Source organism: Sphingobacterium sp. ML3W (genome assembly GCF_000747525.1).
Taxonomy (GTDB): Bacteria; Bacteroidota; Bacteroidia; order Sphingobacteriales; family Sphingobacteriaceae; genus Sphingobacterium.
This window is the reverse complement of record NZ_CP009278.1, coordinates 3,423,069-3,444,508: the sequence shown is the minus strand read 5'-3', so window position 1 is coordinate 3,444,508 and position 21,440 is coordinate 3,423,069. Positions and strand designations below refer to the sequence as shown.

Sequence of the window (21,440 nt, the reverse complement as noted above, 5' to 3'; positions counted from 1 at the left end):
ATAAAATACATATAAACAATTAATAATACATGGACATCGCAATTTATATCATACTTTCTCTGATCGTTGGTATTGCAATTGGCCGTTATCTTTTAGCTCTTTTGTTTAGTAAACAAACAGAAGAAGCTCAAGAAAAGGTGAAAAGCATTATAAAAGAAGCAGATCAAGAGGCAGAACATTTAAAGAAGAAAAAACTTTTGGAAGCAAAAGAGAAGTTTCTACAGCTGAAATCAGAGCATGAAAAGGAAGTTAGTCAACGTAACAATACAATCAGCCAAAAGGAGAATACTTTACGTCAGAAAGAGCAATCTGTAAATCAAAAACTTGAAAATTTAAATCGTGAGAAAGTAGATTTAGACATAACGCGCAAGCAACTCGACAAACTTGTTGAAATAAATGAAAAAAAATCCGAAGAGGTCGAATTGCTAAAAGTACAACAAATCAAACAATTGGAAGGTATCGCTGGCGTAACTGCAGAAGAGGCTAAGAACCAATTGGTAGATTCTTTAAGAGAAGAAGCAAGATCACAGGCTATTATTCAAATAAAAGATATCGTCGACGAGGCTAAGTTAACAGCTACAAAGGAAGCTAAAAAAGTAGTTATCCAAACGATTCAACGTACTGCTACAGAATCTGCAATCGAAAATACAGTTTCTATCTTTAATATCGAAAACGATGAAATTAAAGGACGTATAATTGGTCGTGAAGGCCGTAATATTCGTGCCTTAGAGGCGGCTACTGGTGTGGAGATTATCGTTGATGATACACCTGAAGCTATTATTCTTTCAGGTTTCGACCCTGTTCGCCGTGAAATTGCACGTTTAGCGCTGCACCGTTTGGTAACAGATGGCCGTATTCACCCTGCACGTATCGAAGAGGTGGTAGCCAAGACTCGTACACAAATTGAAGATGAAATTGTTGAAATCGGTGAACGTACCGCTATTGATCTAGGCATTCATGGCTTGCACCCTGAGTTGATCCGTATGGTAGGACGTATGCGTTACCGTTCTTCTTATGGTCAGAATTTACTGCAACACTCGCGAGAGGTGGCTAATTTCGCAGCAACGATGGCAGCTGAATTAGGCTTAAATGTGAAGCATGCAAAACGTGCTGGTTTATTACATGATATTGGGAAAGTACCGGATGATAACCCCGAGTTACCACATGCTATTTTAGGTATGCAACTCGCAGAGAAATATAAGGAACATCCAGATGTCTGTAATGCTATTGGCGCTCATCACGATGAAATCGAAATGACAGCGATGATTTCTCCAATTGTACAAGCTTGTGATGCTATATCAGGAGCTCGTCCTGGAGCTCGTCGTGAGGTCGTTGAAAGTTATATTAAACGATTGAAAGAATTAGAAGATTTAGCATTATCTTATCCTGGCGTCGAAAAAACTTTTGCTATTCAAGCTGGTCGTGAATTACGTGTTATTGTTGAAAGCGAAAGGGTATCAGATGCTCAAGCTGAAATTTTAGCAGCTGATATCTCAAATAGGATTCAAACGGAGATGACTTATCCAGGTCAGATTAAAGTGACTGTTATTCGTGAAATTCGTTCTGTTGCATACGCAAAATAAGAAGTATTTGAACGGTATAATTATGAAAGCCTCAACATTGTTGAGGCTTTTGTTTTAAATGACGAGTAGAATATCTATTCAATTTTTATTTTTAGTATTTTTGTAAATATAATTTAGCAAAGCAGAAAACAGTTACGATTAGATGAAAAAAAAACAAGTTCCAGTACAAGAGGTGAAAAGACCTGTTGATCAATATTTTGATGATTTAAATAATAATTTTCAAGATCCTACGAATAGGATTTTGCAAATTGTTTTCTTACCATTGTTCTTTTTTGGCTTAATGGGAATCATCTGGATGATTCCTTTTCCACAATTTGATTTTTTGGTTAAATTAGGATGGCATACGTTTTTAAACTGGGGATCTTTTTTTATTGCTATTCTTATATATAGCTATTTGAAACTTTCACCGACTTTATCCTATGGTGTCCTATTGTGCATTGGTGTCATGAGCTATTTTATTGTTCAATTCGAATATATAGAACGTGATGGAGGTCCAGCTGTACTTCTTGTTTCAAGTATCATTGCGGTTATTTCTTTACTTGTATTATGGTATGGAAAATCAAAGGAGAAGAGTACAATCTCTTTTAAACAGTTTTGTTTATTTCTTTCGATAGGGCCTATTTGGCTTTGGCATTTCGCTTTTAAAAAGTTCAAGCTAAAATATTAAGTTATTACCACGATTAAGATTTAATTGTTCTTGAAGAGAAAAGCCTTGATTGATTATTTTCAACAAGGCTTTTCTTATTTATGCTAATTTTTAAAACTTGTAAGTTATTCCCGCACCAAGTATTTGCTTTACCTGTAGATCTGATTTGGAGCCTATTTGTACGCCATTTTCTATTTTTGGAAGTTTAGTATTATCATCATATATTAATTGAACTCCAGCATTAACGGAAATCCATTTGTTAACTTTCATAGCTAGCGTAGCTGTATAGTCAATGTCAATATTCTTCGGCTTATCTAAGTAGTTGGAATAAAGTTTTAAAATATTTTCGAACGTGACATTTTCCATGATTTGTTTCTTGTAATATGCATCGAAAGAAGCACCAAATTCAAAGCGCGAGTTTTTACCCTGATCTAAACCATAGGTAGTTGCTAAACTATCATTTTTAACGAATACGAAACGTGCTGCAGCTGGTGATAAGTTGAATTTTAAATTGTCAGATTTTTTATATGCGAAACCAGGACCAAAACTTAAGTAAGCAGGTGCAAATGCTTCTGATATGAGTTCTTTATTATTCGTAGTGTAATTATAACCTTTTGCAAATTGTGTGTTAAAATTGAGAAAAAAGGTATAAAGCCAGTTCTCTTTTGCTTCATGACCTAGTAAACTACTTAAGGATACACGGTCATCATTTTTTCGCCAATCAACATCTTTTTGAAAAGTTTGACCGTAAGCAGCTATTACTTTATTATCCCACGACCATTTTTCTTTTTTATAATTGAAATCGTAATTTAAAACGATATTACCTGCAAAAGAATTTACACCTCCAGCGGCCCAATTGGAAAATGAGCTTTGATTTATTAAAAAAGTGTTTTCTCCATGTATCGTCCAGTTTTTTGCTGTATCAATTTGGATTTCTTGCGCCTGACCCTTGCCTATACATAATGCTGATAGGGCTAGTAAAATTAGTTTCGTTTTCTTCATATTTCTAAATTTTGTAAAACTATAATTTAAAACAAAAGGAAATGGAATTTTGTTTATTAATTGTCACCTTATAATTACAAAATATACAAAAATTAAAGCATTTTTGTAGAAAGTAAAAAAGTATGAAAATAACATTGTTGTGTATTGGGAAAACTGATGATAATTATTTGATTGAAGGAATTAATAAATATTTGAAACGACTAAAGTTCTATATCACCTTTAATTTGGTCGTTATTCCTGATGTAAAGAATATTAAAAGTTTGACACAAGATCAGCAAAAGAAAAAAGAAGCTCAACTCTTACAGAAATTGATTAATCCACAGGATACGGTTGTATTGTTGGATGAATTTGGTAAAGAATATCGCTCTATTGATTTTTCATCTTATTTGGAAAAGCATATGATTCAGAGTACGCAGCATCTCATATTTATTATAGGTGGCCCCTATGGTTTTGATGATGAGATTTATGAGCGGGCAAACCAAAAAATATCATTATCTAAAATGACTTTTTCGCATCAAATGATTAGGTTATTTTTTGTTGAGCAGATTTATCGCGCTTTTTCAATTTTGAAGGGTGAACCTTATCATCATGAATAATTGTGGAATTTGAGTATTTTAGACATCTAATAAAGAAAGGAGTTAATATGTTACCAAGTAAAAGAGATTATCACTTCAAAAGCGATGATAATAATTCGAAAATCACTAAAATTATTATTGTAGTTTGTATTATTATTGTGCTGTTATTGGCCTATTTTACCTAGAATTTATTTGAGTAGTACTTTTTTAAAGGTTCTAATTCCACTTTAGAGCCTTTAAAGTTCGACATTAGAAATGTATTCAAATTAATTTACAAATGCTTGAAGATAGCAAATGATTTTATATTTGAAAAAAAGCTATCAAGGCTTAGCTATGTATTGGTACTAGAGAAAGAGGATGCTTAGGTAGATAAACATGGTTTTAAATAAAATAAGCGATACCGGGAGTATCGCTTATAAAATCACACTAACTATTAAAAAACCTATAGAACTAGGAATTTACAAATTCGAGTAAACCAATAGTATATGTTTTCACATATCGAACAATATTAAATAATTAAAATTATTAGGTCTTTTTAATAAAAGTTGTTTCTCTTCTTGGTTTAAGTAAATTTAATAATACTATTTTATAAATACAAATTTATTTTCTATCCTTATAAAATATATCCCAAGCAGCTTGATCTGTCTTAAAAGTAAGATTTTTTTGTTCTAAATATTCTATTTTTACCCATCTAAATGACTGTGCTTTGCCATCCTCATATTCTTGACCCTCAAAATCAAATGCTTCTGTTGTTGTGCGTATCTCAATAGGGCTGCTATTTTTTATCAAATAATAGATTGAAATAATTTGACTTTCATTGAAACTCGATTTTTCATAAAAATCGGTAGTATAAATATGTGATATGATTTCAATATCAAAGTTACATTCTTCTTGATATTCTCTTTTCAAGGCATCAATTAATCCTTCTCCATATTCTAAACCTCCTCCAGGAAACTTTGTGAACGATACATTTTCAGTTTTCTCATCACTAATGAGTACTTCGTCATTATCATTAATCAAAATTCCGTATACTCTGACATTAAAAGGAAACATGTGCTATTGTTTTATTTTTTTGATAAATCTTTCAGATAAATATTTTTAAACTCTACAGGCTGGCCTTCACTTTGTAAGGCTATAAAACCTTGTTTTAATTTTTTTCCATCAATTTTGATTCTTGGATCATATTTATTTACCACTCCACCGCCGATAGTAGGTTGGCTATATTGAAGTACTGTGTCTCCATTTATAATGTGCGTTATCAATGAATCGCCATGGACAATCAGTTCTGCCTTTACCCATTGGTCTCCGTCGTAGGTTTTTGAAGTGGATTCTATACAGTGCGATTCTAATTGTTTTCCTTTATAAACGATTTCTGTGCCTGGTGAGCACATGTTGCCTGTAGGTCTTGGTTTTCCGTCACTTAAGCCACCTAAAAATTGCATCTCAACTGATATAGGCCAATCTTGTTCTTTGGGCATCGTTCTTGGATCCTGTGAATGAAACATCACACCACTATTTCTTAATGTATATGATGGAGCTCCTTTTTGTAAATCACCGTAGAAACGATACTCCATTTGAAGGTGATAGTCCGAATAAGGAGTGTCGTAGTAAAGGTGTCCAAACTGATCATTAAAGTCTTCATAGCCATCATAGTTAACCTGTATGACCCTGTCATGAACTCGGAAGGTATTGGCAAAGTTTACGCCTACTTCATGATGATGAATTTTTACGGTCCAATTATCTAGATTTTTGCCATTAAATAAGCTGATCCATTCATCCTTGTTTAATTTTTCTGATTGTCGACTCGTTGAACAGGAGCCTACTATTAATAATAGGCCAATCGGTAATATATTTTTTAATTTCATTATTATAAGGGCATAAAACCATTTTCAATTGTTTGTTCATCGATACCCATGTATGAGTAATGCCTCGGCAGAAACCATGATATAGATGACATAATCTGTTTGAAATCCTGTTCTGATTGAAACATGGTAGGTGTGATATTGAAAACCAAATCCTGACTTACTAAACTTTGGTCCTCATAGTTTCTCGCAATTAACATTATTTTAGGCTCTTTCACTCCCATGTTTACCAAGTATTCTCTTAAATTATGGCGCAAGTCTTGTGGAAGAATGGTTTCGGAGGGTTGTCCTATTAATATTTTTTCATCCTTATCGATGTGTGTCTCCTCTGTTTTTTTAGAAAAAATAGATTCGTCAGAATAAAATTCATTATTTAAAAAGTAGTTTACAATGTCACCATACGTGAATATCCAGTCTGGCTGTTCTTGATGTGTGTTGATAGCTAGGCCCATACCTTTTTTCAAGAGAAAGGTTTTCAATTTATACTTGATTACAAATGCTTGAAAATTTTGGTCTTTAGGAGCATTTTCCAATTGAAAATAAGGGTAACCATCGGGACCAATAATCAATTCTGATTCGGCTAATTGAAAAGTTGATTCACCAATGTTACCTAGGAATTCTGCTACCCAATTTTCATCACGCTCCTTAAATGGAGTTTCTAGTAAGGAGTTGATAATGATGGTTTTAGAAAGGTCTCCGAGTAAGTTTTCGCTAGAATTTTCATCGTCGTTAAATAAATGTATTGTACTCATATTATATTTCAATCATTGTAATGAATGGTAAAAATAAACATTTTATTAAGAAAGGGATACAATGAAGAGGAACAATTTTAAATCTTATTTTTTTCCTCTCGTCAATTTTTTCAATTCACTGGTTGAGATCATTTGCTTCCAGCCTAATACATATGGATGTTCGTCCTCAATTTTTATTTGTTTATTTAAAGATAACTGCAGTTGAATCCATTTATTATTATCCTCAGCATCGCAAAAAGTATAGGCTTTACCCGTAATCATATTGCGTCCCGTCCTTCCAATTCTATGGAGATAAAGTTCACCGCTATCTGGAACTTCATAATTGATAATGACAGGAAGGCTATCAATATCAATTCCACGAGCAATTACGTCTGTAGCAACAAGGATTTGAATTTTTTTTTCTTGAAAAGCACCAAGTATTTGCATCCTGGTTTTTTGTGATTTATCTCCATACAAAGCTTCAACGACGATGTCTTCTCTTCTTAAGTCTTGAACGATGCGATCAACAGCATGCTTTGTTCTGCTGAAAATGAGTATTTGCTCATCTGTACTTGATGCTATTAAATGTTTTATAAGTTTCTTCTTATTGGCTTTGTCAACATAAAATACCTTTTCTTTTATTACGTCATTTTTTTCATCCTTCTCTATTTCAATCTTAATTGGGTTTTTAAGCACTTTATTTGCAATGCGTAAGATGTCATTAGGGAATGTTGCTGAGAAAAATAGAGTCTGTCTATTTTTTGGTAACAGATTTAGAATTTGATTTATCTCCTTTATGAAACCTAATTGTAGGAGTTGGTCAAACTCATCGACAACTAGTATTTTTATTAAATCAAATGATATTTTACTTTGTTCAAACAAATCAATTAGGCGCCCAGGTGTAGCAATAATAATTGCTGGATATTCAGCTAGGCCCTCTATTTGTTTGGCATAAGCCTGACCACCACAAATTGAAATCGTTTTTATTGGGCCACCTTGTGTTAACGCATCTATACGCTTTTGTGTTTGAATTGCTAATTCACGGGTAGGGTTCAGGATAAGTGTTTGTTCATTAAGAGAGTATTCCTGTGTTAAATAGTGGTGTAAAATTGGAATAGCAAATGCTTCAGTTTTCCCTGTTCCTGTTGGAGAGATGCCTATCAGGTCATTTTTATTTAGAATACTCGGAATGGCATACTCTTGAATTGGAGTTAGATTTTTTAATCCTGATTGCTCCAAATTAGCTAAAAGGCTGGGGTGGATGGGAAGTTCTTGAAGTTTCAATTTTTTATTTATTTATTTTATCAAAGATAAGGATTAGCGATTAAATTGGTAAGACTCTTTAGTAGAGTAGCTATAAGGGAATTGTAGATGCTAATTCCCTCAAACAAATATTTATATTGTTTAAATAGATATCTACAATTTTTTATTAATGCTAATAATGATTATTTTAGAATATTATTTTTATTAAATTTGTTGGAAACTGAAATATAATATGTTGGAAACCACATTAGACCAAGGCAGTGATTTAAGTTCGAAATTAAGTTTTGATGACTTTAGAAAAATTATTGTTGAAGATTATAAGGTTGCAGTAGAGAGCAGGTATGTTAGTCTATTGGGACGTAAGGAAGTCTTGACAGGGAAAGCAAAATTTGGGATTTTTGGAGATGGGAAAGAATTGGCACAAATTGCTGTATCTAAAGTTTTTCAAAAGGGTGATTGGCGTTCTGGATATTACAGAGATCAGACATTAGCTTTTGCAAGTGGTCTAAGTACTGTTTATCATTTTTTCTCTCAATTGTATGCTCATCCAGATGTTGAGCATGATCCCTCATCTGCTGGTCGTCAAATGAATTGTCATTTTTCAGTTCGCGTAATAGATAAAGATGGAAATTGGATAGACCAAACTAAGCAAAAAAATACTTTTTCTGATATTTCAACAACAGGTGGACAAATGGCTCGTATTTTGGGTCTCGGTTTGGCATCTAAATTATATAGAGAAAATCCAAATTTATCTTATCTAAAGTACTTTTCGGATGAAGGTAATGAGGTGGTTTTTTGTTCAGTTGGTAATGCTTCCACCTCTGAGGGGGTATTTTTTGAGGTAGTTAATGCTGCTGGTGTAAAACAAATTCCAGTTGTTATTTCTATCTGGGATGATGGTTATGGCATTTCAGTTCCTAATGAGGTGCAAACGACAAAGGGTGATGTTTCTGAAATTCTAAAAGGATTTCAGAAAGAAGAAGGTAGCAACGGTTTTGAAATATTTAAAGTAAAGGGCTGGGACTATCCAGGTCTTTGTCAAACCTATGAACGTGCAGCAAAGTATGCAAGAGAAAATCATACTCCTTGTATTGTACACGTGATTGAATTGACACAGCCTCAGGGGCACTCTTCTTCGGGCTCTCACGAACGGTATAAATCGAAAGAACGATTGGAGTGGGAATTAGAGCACGATTGCATTGTAAAGATGGAGAAGTGGCTTATTGATTCTGCTATTGCTACGACCGAGCAAATAAATGCAATTAATGAGGAAGCAAAGGACTTTGTGAAAAAGGAACAGAGACGTGCTTGGACTGATTATAACAAAGCATTAGCGATTGATGCCTCTCAAGCAATAGATTTATTGAGTCAGATTGATGATGAACTAGTCGAGTTACCTTTGAAACAATTACAGTCCTTAACAGAACCTTCATTAAAGGAAGTATATAGTACTGTACGTAAAGTTATTCGCGAATTGAAAGGAAAAGAAATTGCGGGTAAATCAGCTCTTTTAGCATGGTATAAACAACAGCAAGGCGTAAATTCTGAAAGATATAATTCGAAGTTATTTACATCAGGGTTAAATGGTCCGGATCATGTAGAAGTAATTGAACCACGATATTCTTCAGATGCTAAAATTATTGATGGAAGAGAGATACTTAACCTTTGTTTTGAAGAGAATTTTCATAGAGATGAGCGATTATTGGCATTCGGAGAAGATGTAGGTAAAATCGGGGACGTTAATCAAGGTTTTGCAGGTTTGCAAGAAAAATTTGGAGAGTTGCGTGTATTTGATACTGGAATTAGAGAAAATTCTATTATTGGGAAGGGAATTGGTTTGGCAATTAGAGGCCTCAAACCTATTGCTGAAATCCAGTATTTAGATTATCTACTCTATGGTATTACTGTTGCTAGTGATGATTTAGCGAGTTTGAGTTATCGGACTTTTGGAGGGCAGAAAGCTCCTGTAATCATTCGCACACGAGGCCATCGTCTAGAAGGAATCTGGCATTCAGGATCTCCTATGTCTATGATTTTAGGAACATTGAGAGGTTTACATGTTTGTGTACCACGCAATATGACTCAAGCTGCGGGTATGTATAATACATTATTTAGATCGGATGAGCCAGCTCTTGTTATTGAATGTTTAAACGGTTATCGACTAAAGGAACGCTTGCCAGATAATATAGGAGATTTTACAATTCCAATAGGATATGCAGAGTGTGTCAGAACTGGTACTGATATTACGGTCGTTTCATATGGTTCTACTTTGCGTGTAGTGGAAGAAGCTGCCATGGAATTGGATAGATTAGGTGTAAATATAGAGATTATTGATGCTCAAACCTTACAACCTTTTGATAAGGCACATTTGAGTGCAGAATCATTAAAAAAGACAAACAAATTATTGGTTGTAGATGAGGATGTACCAGGGGGAGCCTCAGCATTTATATTGCAACAGATCCTAGAAGAACAGAATGGTTATTATCTATTGGACAGTCAACCCCGTACTTTAAGTGCAAAAGCACATAGACCTCCATATGGATCAGATGGCGATTATTTCACGAAGCCTTCCAGTGATGATATAGTAGAAGTTGTATTTGAAATGATGAATGAAAGTAATCCAGATAAATATCCCCCACTATTTTAGTCAGTGAGGGATATTTAATCTAAGAGAACTGTGCTGCCGCACCAATAATAGCAGCTTCTTCACCTAAAGTTGCTGTTTTTATTGTAAAGGAGTTTAGCTGATCTTGTTTGTCTTTTAAGAGTATTGGTAGTGCTTTCGCAATATTTCCTCCTATTATAAAATTCGTACAATTATATTTTTCACTAAAAAAACGCAAGAAATCAACAAGGTGCGATGCGTATTCTTTACAAATAATGCTAAATGCTGGATTATTTGTGTGTTCATTGATGATTTGCTTAAGTCCTGAAACTTCTAGCTCAGTGAGCTCCTTAAAGCGCCTTATAAACCATCTCGTTACAAGGTATTCTTCAAAGATCGAATTTTCATACGGGGTATCCCATAGATTAGCATCAAACGACTTATCTCCTTTGTTCCAGACTGCAGAACCTAATCCTGTCCCCAATGTTATTCCTAATACCCTTTCATGTGTATTTAGTTTTTGAGCAAAGACTTCACCTTGTAGAAAAGCTGCCGCATCGTTAATGAAATGAATATTTTTTTCGGGAATACCGATTAGAACTGCCAATGGGGTTTTCACGTTCATCTGATATAATGCATCATATTTGCTTTGACCTGAAATGAGTGAAATACCATTTTCATAATCGAAGGGACCAGGCATTGCAATGCCGATATAATTTATAGGAAGAGCTGTAGCTTTTATACAGTTATTGATTGTGTCTGCCCAAGATAGAAAAATCGATTTAGCACTTTCTTGCGAAAAAACGTGGTTTCTCACCACGTTATTAGAAACAATTTTCCAAGTCGATTTATTAACTAATGCAGCACTAATATGTGTACCACCAATATCTACACCTAAAATGAATTCACTTTTATCTGACATTTTTGTAACTAGATTGTTTTAATAAATGATCAGCAATTACTAATGCAGCCATTGCCTCAACAATAATAACGGCGCGTGAAACGACACAAGGATCATGCCTACCTTTTCCTTGGACTATTGCTTCGTTGCCATTAGCGTCAATAGTTTGTTGATCTCTCATAATGGTAGCAACAGGCTTAAAAGCTGTTTTAAAGGTGATGTCCATTCCATTTGAAATTCCTCCTTGTATTCCTCCTGAGAAATTAGTATGAGTTTTTGTACGGTGAATATCATTATCCTCCGATATAAAAAGGTCATTGTGTTCTGAGCCTAATAATTCGGATCCTGCAAAACCAGAACCATATTCAAAACCATGTACAGCATTGATGCTCATCATCGCTTTAGCCAAATCTGCATGAAGTTTATCGAAGACTGGTTCACCTAAACCAATAGGTACATTTCTAATTATTGTGGAAATGCGTCCGCCAACCGTGTCTCCAGATTTGCGAACAGAATCAATGAAAGCAACCATTTCATTAGCTGTTGCGGGGTCAGCACACCTTGCTATATTAGATTCTCGTAAATCTAATAATGCAGATAAGTCTTTGGTATCCAGATTTGGTGATTCAAGTTTACCAACACCAGAAACGTGTGCAAAAATCTCTATGCCATTTTGTTTTAAAAATAATTTAGCTATAGCTCCTGCCGCTACCCGCGCAGCCGTTTCTCGTGCTGAAGAGCGACCACCACCGCGATAATCACGATGACCATACTTCATATGGTATGTGTAATCTGCATGGGAAGGTCTAAAGATATCTTTTATATGTGAATAGTCTTTAGAGCGTTGATCTTCGTTAGGAATCAGTATCGCAATAGGTGTGCCCGTTGATTTACCTTCAAACACACCAGAAAGAATTTGAGCAGTATCACTTTCTTTCCGTTGTGTGGTTATTTTTGATTGACCAGGCTTGCGTTTGTCCAATTCTGATTGGATAAAATCCTCATCAATAGCTATATTTGGAGGACAACCATCTAAAATAACACCAATCGCTTTTCCGTGAGATTCCCCAAAAGTGCTAATTCTAAATAAATCGCCAAATGAATTTCCTGCCATGATTTAATATAATTTCTATAAATATAGGTAAAACCGCAATAATAGGAGTATTATTGCGGTGTTTATTACTAAGTAATAATAAAGTTTTGATCAGCTAAATGTTTCCAAAAATCTGGATAAGACTTTTCGACAACATGCGGCTCTTCAATGTTAATATTTTTGAAAACCAACGCAAGAGGAGCAAATGCCATTGCCATCCTATGATCTTCATACGTGGCAAAAGAAATAGTGGTCGGTTCGAAAACTTCATCTGTCTTGATATGATAAGTTGTTCCATCCTCCACCAATTTTGCGCCAAATTTGCCAATCTCAGTTTTTAATGCTGCAATTCGATCAGTTTCTTTAATTTTTAAAGTTTCTAGCCCTGTTAAGGATATATCTCGTCTTAAAGCTGCTGCTACAACGACTATCGTTTGGGCTAAATCTGGACATTCTTTCATATCGAAAAATGTTTTGCCAGAAGGTTCACTTATTTTAGTCAAATGTAAACCATCTTCTTCGAAAGAGGATGCAACACCAAAATGGCTCATGATTTCTACAATGGCAATATCACCCTGTAGACTGTTTTTTCTTAATCCTGGGAGTACGATAGAACCCGAGTTTGAAAGTGCTACAATAGCATACCAATAAGATGCCGCACTCCAGTCAGGTTCCACATAAATCGTCGCTTCTTGTATTTCTTGATGAGAGATATGAATCGTATTGTTGACCCATTCATATTGAACGCCAACTTCCCTCAACATATTCAAAGTCATTGTAACATATGGTCTTGAAGTTAATTCTCCTTCAATCTCAAGGGTTAAACCCTTTTTCAACGTCGCCGCGATAAGCAATAATGCAGAAATATATTGACTACTGATGTTTCCTTTAATGGATATCTTATCTTTTCCCTGTATCATACCGCCCTCGATTTTAAGAGGAGGAAAGCCCGATTTTGATTCATAATGAATATCGGCACCAATGGTCTTTAAAGCATCAACTAAAATACCGATAGGTCTTTGTTGCATACGTTCAGATCCTGTTAGGATGAAGTTACCTTTAATTAAGTTTAGATAGGCTGTTAAAAAGCGCATCGCCGTTCCTGCTGGTCCAATATCGATTTTATTTATTTCCGATTGTGGATTTGCGGCCAATTGAAGGGCTTCTTTTAGGGTAACCGTATCAAAAGCTTGCGAAAGATTTTTTATTTGTACTTTCTCTTTTCCCAGCGCTTGAATAATAAGGGCACGGTTGCTTTCTGATTTTGAACCAGTAAGCTGAACCGTACCATTTATGATTTTTGATGGGTGAGTAAGTGTAATCACCTGTTGATTCATTATGCCTCCGCCGTAGGTTGATTCATGATCGTATTTTGCTTACGAATAGATTCATTGTGAATTAATTCTAAAAATTTCACAGCAAAATCATTACTCAAAGTTAGAGCTTCAGCAAGTTGAGTACGTTTTTGAATGATTTCATCCCAACGGTTCATCTGCAAGATTGTCACATTGTTATCACGTTTATATTCGCCAATTTTCTCAGCAATTTTCATACGTTCACCAATTTTTTGAATAATTAAATCATCTAATTTATCAATATTGCTACGTAATTCAGCTAATTTATCTTCAAATGCAGGGTTGTCTGAATCTGCTTTACGCAAGTTCAGGTTGTCGATTAGATCAGATAGTGCAGCAGGAGTAACCTGTTGTTTTGCATCTGTCCAAGCTACTGAAGGGTCAATATGTGATTCAATAATTAAACCTTGCAAGTCCATGTCCATTGCTTTTTGAGAAATGTATGGTAACAATTCACGATTACCACAGATATGACTTGGGTCATTGATGATCGGTAACTCTGGGCATAAAGACTTCAATTGGATAGCAAGGTCCCACATAGGCTCGTTACGGAAAGCCGATTTCTCGTAAGAAGAGAAACCTCTATGTATAGCACCTAACTTTTTGATCCCAGCACGATTTATGCGTTCTAATGCACCGAACCATAATGATAAATCGGGGTTTACCGGATTTTTAACAAAAACGGGGATATCTACTCCAACTAATGCATCAGCTATTTCTTGTACTGTGAATGGGTTTGCAGTTGAACGAGCACCTATCCATAATATATCTACTCCAGCAGCTAATGCTTCTTCAACATGTTTCGCAGTTGCAACTTCTGTTGCAATTAATAAACCCGTTTCAGCTTTTGCTCTTTTTAACCATTCTAAGCCAATAGAACCAATACCTTCAAATTCTCCTGGACGAGTACGAGGCTTCCATATACCAGCACGTAAAACATTTACCTTACCCGTATTTGCTAATAAATGTGCTGTAGAAAGTACTTGATCTTCTGTTTCAGCACTACAAGGTCCTGCAATAATTAAAGGTTTGTCTCCTGTATCTAACCAAGATTTTAAAGGGACGATATCCAATGTATTTTTCATGTTTTATTTTGAGTTTTTATTTTAAACTTTGATTTATTACTACTTAAATGCGGTCGTTTTTCACATATTCACCCATAATGTTGAAGTTGATGCTATGTTTTAGCACTTTACGAATAGCCGCATCATAGTCTGATTGCTTTTTCCATTCTACGTCAACAAAAAAATCATATTCATTTCTTTTTCCGATGACTGGAATAGATTGAATCTTGCTTAAATTGACATTTTGTTCCGCAAAACATTGCAATATAGATGCTAAAGAACCGACTGAATTGCCCGTTTGAAATGACAGGGATGCTTTATTCGTGTTCTTTTGTTCTTCCACATCATTGGATAATATCAAGAAACGTGTACTATTCTTTTTATTTGTTTCAATCTTTGCTTCTAAGATATTTAGTCCATATGTTTTTGCCGCTAGTGTACCTGCAATAGCGGCTGTGTCTGTTAATTTTTGACTTGCTACTTTTGATGCGGATGCTGCAGTATCAGAGCTTTCAGATATTTTAACATTAGGTAATTCCTGTAAAAACTCTTCACACTGACGAATAGCCATTTGATGGGACTCAATGAATTTTATATCTTCAAGTTTAACACCAGGCAACGCAAGTAAATTTTGATGGATACTTAAAGCAATTTCGCCTACAATGTTAAATTTATAGTCTCTTAAAAGATTGTAGTTCGGTAATATGCTTCCTGCAATTGAGTTTTCTATAGCCATTACGACATAATCGACTTTCTTCTGCTTTAATAATTCGCATGTTTTCTTAAAAGTATCGCATTCTACTGTTTCGATGTCTTCACCAAAATACTTAAATGATGCTTCCTCGTGAAAGGAGGCTTTTGCTCCTTGTATTGCAATTTTTAAACTCATTGTCTGTTTTATATGTTCTGATAAAAAGCAAAAGTTCCGATTGATGACCGGAACTTTTGCTTTTTAATATCGTGTGATTTTTACAAATTTGTTCCCGCTCTTATTTTTTAAAATAAAAGTAAATAAAAAAATATGTATTCATCTTTGTCATTATTTATCCGTTTTGATATTCCAAATATACGCATGTTTTTGATAAAAACAATATAAATATAAATTATTTTTTCATGTTGTTTTTTGTGTATTTATTATAGCTTTTTTAATGATATTTATTCTAATTTTTAATCGATATAATCGTTCGTTATTTCGATTTTATTTAGGCCTTTATATGTTCTTTTTAATGTTTAAATCATGTTTTATGCTAATTAAGCATATATTTAATCGATTATCAGTCTATTAAATACTGATATATTATTAGATATTTTAGTGATTTTTTACAGTAATAAATGGTAAAAAATTTATATTTTTTTCATTATAAATACTGTAATATTTCATTTTTTTATTACAATTTATACCTTAATATTTAAGCATTTAATCAGATATTTTCTCCTGTTTTTACATGTTACACCTATTTGTAGAGAGATGAAATACAGCTTTGTACAGATGAAATACTGTATAAACATCATTTTAAAATTAGAGAAGAATATTAGGTTATAAAAAAGTATAACATGTTGATTAGTAATCTATAAGTAATTAAGACTAGTTGAAAATCTGATATATATCTTGGAACATCGTTAGGGGAATTACGATGTTTTTGAGGTAACTGTTAAAATCATATTTGGAATAATTTATATGTATAGCTTTATTTATCTGAAATCGTTTAAAAAAAATATCATTCAACATCCTATACTACTACCACTAATGTGAAATATGCAGAATATTTCGTAAAATTGGAATAAGTGACCAGAACAAATGAAATTGGTCTTAAGAATTATTGAAGTTTATGATTTTTGTCCTTTTAAGTGTTTTGTGTAGCGTTACTGTTGCCATCTTATTAAAGTTTGCAAAACTCCAGCAGTTGAGTACAAAACAAATTATTGTTTGGAATTACCCGGTTGCAGCTATGCTAACCTATTTCGTTTTAGGACCAAAATTGGAAGGTATAACATTTTCGAATATGCCCTGGGGATTGTATTTTCCGTTGGCAACCTTGCTTCCAACTCTTTTTGTCTTTATTGCCTTAACCCTACAACATATAGGTTTGGTTAAAACTGAAATTGCACAGCGGTTATCTTTATTTATCCCTCTGTTAGCGTCTTTTATACTTTTTTCTGAGGTAATCACTTGGAATAAGGGCATTGGTATTCTTGTAGGTCTATTTGCTATAATATGTTCTATTGGATGGCAAAAAGACAATAAGACACAAATAAATAGAATTGGAAGTATAATCTACCCCATTATTGTGTTTATTGGAATGGGTATTATTGATATTCTTTTCAAACAAATCGCACTTCATCAGGCTATACCTTATATGACTTCAATGTTTATCGTTTTTCTATTATCGACGGTAGTGGCATTTTTATTCCTGATTTATTTTTTAGTTTTTGAAAAGCAAGTATTTTCTTTTAAATCTTTATTTTATGGAGTTGTACTTGGACTTTTTAATTTTGGAAATATCTTATTTTATATGAAAGCACATCGTGCTCTTCCCGATAACCCCTCCATAGTATTTACAGGAATGAATATTGGTGTTATCTCTGTTGGAGCGATTGTTGGCGTTCTATTATTTAAAGAAAGGCTAAGTTTTATTAATAAAATAGGTTTAGCACTTTCTATTGTCTCAGTTTTAATCATTACATATTTGTGAGTTTATTTGAAGATACATATCGTACCATTGAAGATAGTGGAGAAGGAATATTTCGCGATAAAGGAAGTAAATTTATAGCTTATGCTTACCCATTTAAGGATGAAGATCAATTAAAAGAAATCATCGGGGAATTAAAAGTATTACATCCAAAAGCGCGTCATCACTGTTGGGCCTACCGTATGAGTCCAGATCGAACTGTTTATCGACTGAATGACGATGGGGAACCATCTGGTACCGCTGGAAGGCCTATATTGAATGTGTTGTTGTCACAAGATGTAACAAATATTATTGTTGTGGTAGTCCGTTATTTTGGCGGAACACTATTAGGTGTACCGGGACTGATAAATGCTTATAAAACAGCAACCCAAGAAGTTTTAGCAGGGCTAAATATTGTCGAGAAAACAGTTAATGATATTTATAAGATTGAATTTGACTATTTAGCAATGAATGACGTCATGCGTGTGGTAAAAGAAGAAAATATTACCGTCAGTAAACAAGTTTTCGACAATAGGTGTTATATGGAAGTGGAAGTTCGAAAAATGCAGGTCAATTCTGTAATCGCTCGTTTTGATAAAATAGATAATTGTACACTTTGTTATTTAAGAACGATATGACGAGGTATACAAGATAAATATATGGAATAAGACTTCATTACTTTCTATTTGACTTTGCTTCCATTAAATATTGCAGAAATTATGATTGTTGCGTACTTTGATCATGTATTGTCAATATGACCAATGGTTTTGGTTGATAGCGTTATTGGATTAATTTTAGAGCTATTTGATTCCAATAGAAAAGGAATTGCTTTTACACAATTCCTTTTCTATTGGAATCAAACTTTAACATAATAAATAATAATATGGTAAAACTCCATAAAGAAGATCCACCATAACTAATGAATGGTAGTGGTATACCAATAACTGGTACAATTCCAATGGTCATTCCTATATTAATGAAAAAATGGAAGAATAGGATAGAAGCTACACCATAGGCATAAATCCTGGCAAAGGCAGAGCGTTGGCGTTCTGCGATATGAATAATACGCAGTAGCAGTGTTAAGTATATACCAATCAGAAAGATAGAACCTACAAATCCCCATTCTTCTCCTACAGTACAAAATATAAAATCGGTACTTTGTTCTGGAACAAAGTTATATTTAGTCTGTGTGCCCTGAAGATATCCTTTACCCCAAAATTGACCAGATCCAATAGCAATTTTGGATTGATTTAAATTATAACCTTGGCCTCTAGGATCATCCATTTTTCCTAGGATGATGTCAATACGGTTTCTTTGGTGGGATTGTAAAACATGGTTATAGACAAGATCCACACATAGTATGAAAACAGAAGAAACAGCAAAAAGAATTCCTAAATTAATCAGATGTTTTCTCTTCTTTCTAAAAGTCCACATGAAAAATGCAGCAATAATGGCAAGTATACCAATTAGTATCCATGCATTAACTAATAAAGCCGCTACGAATAGGACGATACATAATCCACCAAAAAGCAGGAAATTATTATTAACATAACCCTCTCTGTAAAAGACAAATATTAAGGAAAAGAAAGCTAATGCAGAACCAGTATCTGGCTGGAGCATAACTAAAAATACAGGAAATAGAACAATACCAGAACCGATTGCAAGTGTGTGTAGATTCGGGTTTTTATTGCTTTGTGAGCTAAGATAATTTGCCAAAAGTAGACAGGTAGCAAGTTTTCCAAATTCGGAAGGCTGAAGTCTAAAAAAACCCAAATCAATCCATGCTTGATTACCTCCTACGTTTTTACCAATGACTAGTACTGCAATTAATAATAGAATAACAAAAGCGTAAATGATAGGCGATGCTGAACTGAAAAATTTTGCATCAATAATTAATATAGTTATGCCTAGTATTAAAGCCGAAGCAATATACATAGACTGTTTCCCATATTTGGTTGCCATATTAAATAGACCTGGATTTTCTGGGTCATATACAGCCGCATGAATATTGAACAAGCCAATTATACATAGCGCAAGCCACAAAGAAATGGTTAACCAATCTATTTTTCCGAAAAAACTATTTTTTTGGTTATTCATGAACTCTCTTTACAACGTTATGATAAAAACTATACTCTTGTGGAATTGCTGCTGTTATGCGGGTTATATTTTTCGTAGTATCCTGCTTACTTTTAGTTGAATCTGTTGCCTTTTTTACTTCTGTCTTTTTGACTTCAACTTTTTGAACAGGCATGAAGTTGGCATTGTATATACGATCTTGGATATGCTTGGGCATAGTAATGGTGTCTTTAATGTATTTTTCCACCATCATACTCGCAATTGGACCAGCCCAAACACCTCCATACCCTGCGTTTTCAACAAATACAGCAATAGCAATTTTAGGATTATCTCTAGGTGCAAAAGCAAAAAATACAGCATGATCTTCACCATGTGGATTTTGCGCTGTACCCGTTTTACCACACATTTCGATATCTGCTATTCTATTTGCAAAAGCGGTTCCTCCTCCCATATTGACTGCTCTACTTAAGCCTTCTATAATAGGTGTATAATATTTAGCATCTACGCCGGCAGATATTTTTTCTGTAAACTCTTCCTTGACTATCTTTTTATCTCCAATTCCCTTTATTAAATGCGGTCGATAGTAAAACCCTCTATTTGCAACAATAGCCATTATGTTCGCCATTTGAAGGGGAGTAACCCCCATTTCTCCCTGACCAATGGACAATGAAATATTAAATGATGAACGCCACTTATCATTTCCGTACCTTTTGGTGAAATAATCTGATTTGTACAATAAGCCTCCTTTTTCACCAGGTAGATCAATACCCAGTGGATGACCAATACCGAATTTTGAAATTGCTTCGTACCATAAATCATAAGCTTTAGGACCGGAAAGACCACGTGAATCAATCATTTTTGCAAACGTGTAACCATAGTAGGTGTTGCAAGAGACTTGAATTGATTGTATTAGCGAAGTAGGACCATGGTAATGCGTGCATCCCATGACAGCTCTACCTCCTCCATAACGATAGCCATGCGCACAAAAGAAGTTGGTGTTTTCATCAATAACACCAGCTTGCTGAGCAGTAAGGGCTGCCACAACCTTGAAGACGGAACCTGGCGGGTAAGATGCCTGAATAGGTCGATTAAAAAGTGGATTACTTTTGTTTTTTAATAATTTCATTAAATTATTACCTGTTTCGCGCCCAACCATATCATTGGGATTGTAACTAGGGCTACTCACGTATGCAAGAATTTCTCCGGTAGAAGGTTCAATTGCCACAATAGAACCCATCTTATTCTTCATCAGTTTTTCACCTAAGATTTGTAATTCTCTATCTAAAGACGATACCAATCCTTCACCAGCAACCGCTAAAGTATCATATCGGCCTTCCATAAATACACCTTTCGGTCTATTTAATGCATCGACCATTAGATTTTTAACACCTCTTTTTCCGCGCAATAAATCTTCGTAAGAACGTTCAACACCTGTTCGACCTATATAATCTCCAGGGCGATAAAAACTATTTGATCTTTCAATATCTTTCTCATTTACCTCATTAACGTATCCTAGAAACTGGGCCGCTATACTATCCGGATAACTGCGGACAGTTCTATTTTGTACATAGAATCCCCTAAAGCGATATAAATATTCTTGTAAATGCGCATAGGTGCGAGAGGATAACTGTTTTTCGAACGCAGAAGCACGATAAGGTGAATGTGCCTTTGCTTTATTCATACGCTTTATAAAGCCTTCCTTATCAATATTAATTAATTGACATAACAATGCCGTGTCTATATCCTTCGCTTCTCTAGGTGTAACCATTAAGTCATATACAGGCTCATTTTGGACTAAAACCTGACCTTCTCGGTCTAATATGACACCACGAGCAGGATATACGATAACTTTCCGCATCACATTACTGTTTGCAGAATGTATATAAGAATCATCGATAATTTGAAGGTAGAATAGCCTAGCTATTATTAATATTGCAATACTAATAATAATGCCCTGGATAACGAATTTACGTGCAAAAAAACTATTCATAGATTTTTATGTCCTATTTTTTACC

Annotated in this window: 18 protein-coding genes; 6 read left to right on the top strand and 12 right to left on the bottom strand. The window is 34.3% G+C overall.

Annotated elements, in window-relative coordinates:
* Positions 1 to 29 precede the first annotated feature (29 nt).
* Together rny and KO02_RS14800 are read left to right on the top strand one after the other, a co-directional pair.
* Complete coding sequence (gene rny, locus KO02_RS14805; protein WP_038699489.1) at positions 30 to 1,583, top strand: ribonuclease Y; 1,554 nt, start codon at positions 30 to 32, stop codon at positions 1,581 to 1,583.
* Positions 1,584 to 1,725: 142 nt separating this feature from the next.
* Positions 1,726 to 2,250, top strand: a complete 525-nt coding sequence (locus KO02_RS14800) for a hypothetical protein (RefSeq protein WP_038699487.1) — start codon at positions 1,726 to 1,728, stop codon at positions 2,248 to 2,250.
* A 90-nt stretch (positions 2,251 to 2,340) separates the two neighbouring features.
* Here KO02_RS14800 and KO02_RS14795 read toward each other — a convergent pair whose 3' ends face one another.
* Complete coding sequence (locus KO02_RS14795) at positions 2,341 to 3,231, bottom strand: DUF3078 domain-containing protein (RefSeq protein WP_038699485.1); 891 nt, start codon at positions 3,229 to 3,231, stop codon at positions 2,341 to 2,343.
* Between the two features lie 122 nt (positions 3,232 to 3,353).
* On the opposite strand from KO02_RS14795, the gene rlmH reads away from it, so the two are divergent.
* Positions 3,354 to 3,827, top strand: a complete 474-nt coding sequence (gene rlmH, locus KO02_RS14790; RefSeq protein ID WP_038699483.1) for a 23S rRNA (pseudouridine(1915)-N(3))-methyltransferase RlmH — start codon at positions 3,354 to 3,356, stop codon at positions 3,825 to 3,827.
* A 579-nt stretch (positions 3,828 to 4,406) separates the two neighbouring features.
* On the opposite strand, the gene KO02_RS14785 is transcribed toward rlmH, so the two are convergent.
* The 4 genes from KO02_RS14785 to KO02_RS14770 form a co-directional block, all read right to left on the bottom strand.
* On the bottom strand, positions 4,407 to 4,859 hold the full coding sequence (locus KO02_RS14785) for an NUDIX domain-containing protein (protein WP_038699481.1): 453 nt from the start codon (positions 4,857 to 4,859) through the stop codon (positions 4,407 to 4,409).
* A gap of 11 nt (positions 4,860 to 4,870) precedes the next feature.
* Complete coding sequence (locus KO02_RS14780; protein ID WP_038699479.1) at positions 4,871 to 5,671, bottom strand: DUF1080 domain-containing protein; 801 nt, start codon at positions 5,669 to 5,671, stop codon at positions 4,871 to 4,873.
* Positions 5,672 to 5,673: 2 nt separating this feature from the next.
* Positions 5,674 to 6,420, bottom strand: a complete 747-nt coding sequence (locus KO02_RS14775) for a hypothetical protein (protein WP_038699477.1) — start codon at positions 6,418 to 6,420, stop codon at positions 5,674 to 5,676.
* A gap of 84 nt (positions 6,421 to 6,504) precedes the next feature.
* Positions 6,505 to 7,683, bottom strand: coding sequence for a DEAD/DEAH box helicase (locus tag KO02_RS14770; RefSeq protein WP_051959954.1), 1,179 nt, complete (start codon positions 7,681 to 7,683; stop codon positions 6,505 to 6,507).
* Between the two features lie 211 nt (positions 7,684 to 7,894).
* On the opposite strand from KO02_RS14770, the gene KO02_RS14765 reads away from it, so the two are divergent.
* Positions 7,895 to 10,309 carry a thiamine pyrophosphate-dependent enzyme gene (locus KO02_RS14765; RefSeq protein WP_038699475.1) on the top strand — a complete coding sequence of 805 codons (2,415 nt, stop codon included), beginning with the start codon at positions 7,895 to 7,897 and terminating at the stop codon, positions 10,307 to 10,309.
* A gap of 19 nt (positions 10,310 to 10,328) precedes the next feature.
* Here KO02_RS14765 and KO02_RS14760 read toward each other — a convergent pair whose 3' ends face one another.
* The 5 genes from KO02_RS14760 to KO02_RS14740 all read right to left on the bottom strand — a co-directional run bounded on the left by KO02_RS14760 (position 10,329) and on the right by KO02_RS14740 (position 15,569).
* The gene (locus KO02_RS14760; protein ID WP_038699473.1) at positions 10,329 to 11,189 is read right to left on the bottom strand and encodes an ROK family protein; all 861 of its coding nucleotides are present in this window, start codon (positions 11,187 to 11,189) and stop codon (positions 10,329 to 10,331) included.
* Entirely contained in the window at positions 11,179 to 12,282 is a 1,104-nt protein-coding gene (gene aroC, locus KO02_RS14755) for a chorismate synthase (protein WP_038699471.1), read from the bottom strand. The genes KO02_RS14760 and aroC overlap by 11 nt, the downstream gene beginning before the upstream one ends.
* A 68-nt stretch (positions 12,283 to 12,350) precedes the next feature.
* Positions 12,351 to 13,598: a 3-phosphoshikimate 1-carboxyvinyltransferase gene (gene aroA, locus KO02_RS14750; RefSeq protein WP_038699469.1), complete on the bottom strand. Its 1,248-nt coding sequence runs from the start codon at positions 13,596 to 13,598 to the stop codon at positions 12,351 to 12,353.
* Positions 13,598 to 14,701 (bottom strand): chorismate mutase, encoded by a 1,104-nt coding sequence (locus tag KO02_RS14745; protein WP_038699465.1) that lies wholly within the window; start codon positions 14,699 to 14,701, stop codon positions 13,598 to 13,600. The genes aroA and KO02_RS14745 overlap by 1 nt, the downstream gene beginning before the upstream one ends.
* Before the next feature lie 43 nt (positions 14,702 to 14,744).
* Complete coding sequence (locus KO02_RS14740) at positions 14,745 to 15,569, bottom strand: prephenate dehydratase (RefSeq protein ID WP_038699463.1); 825 nt, start codon at positions 15,567 to 15,569, stop codon at positions 14,745 to 14,747.
* A gap of 940 nt (positions 15,570 to 16,509) precedes the next feature.
* On the opposite strand from KO02_RS14740, the gene KO02_RS14735 reads away from it, so the two are divergent.
* Positions 16,510 to 17,373, top strand: a complete 864-nt coding sequence (locus KO02_RS14735; RefSeq protein ID WP_038699461.1) for a transporter — start codon at positions 16,510 to 16,512, stop codon at positions 17,371 to 17,373.
* Positions 17,370 to 17,987, top strand: coding sequence for an IMPACT family protein (locus tag KO02_RS14730; protein WP_038699459.1), 618 nt, complete (start codon positions 17,370 to 17,372; stop codon positions 17,985 to 17,987). The genes KO02_RS14735 and KO02_RS14730 overlap by 4 nt, the downstream gene beginning before the upstream one ends.
* Before the next feature lie 193 nt (positions 17,988 to 18,180).
* Here KO02_RS14730 and rodA read toward each other — a convergent pair whose 3' ends face one another.
* Positions 18,181 to 19,446 (bottom strand): rod shape-determining protein RodA, encoded by a 1,266-nt coding sequence (rodA, locus tag KO02_RS14725; protein WP_038699457.1) that lies wholly within the window; start codon positions 19,444 to 19,446, stop codon positions 18,181 to 18,183.
* Positions 19,439 to 21,415: a penicillin-binding protein 2 gene (gene mrdA / locus KO02_RS14720; RefSeq protein ID WP_038699455.1), complete on the bottom strand. Its 1,977-nt coding sequence runs from the start codon at positions 21,413 to 21,415 to the stop codon at positions 19,439 to 19,441. The genes rodA and mrdA overlap by 8 nt, the downstream gene beginning before the upstream one ends.
* Between the last annotated feature and the right edge of the window lie 25 nt (positions 21,416 to 21,440).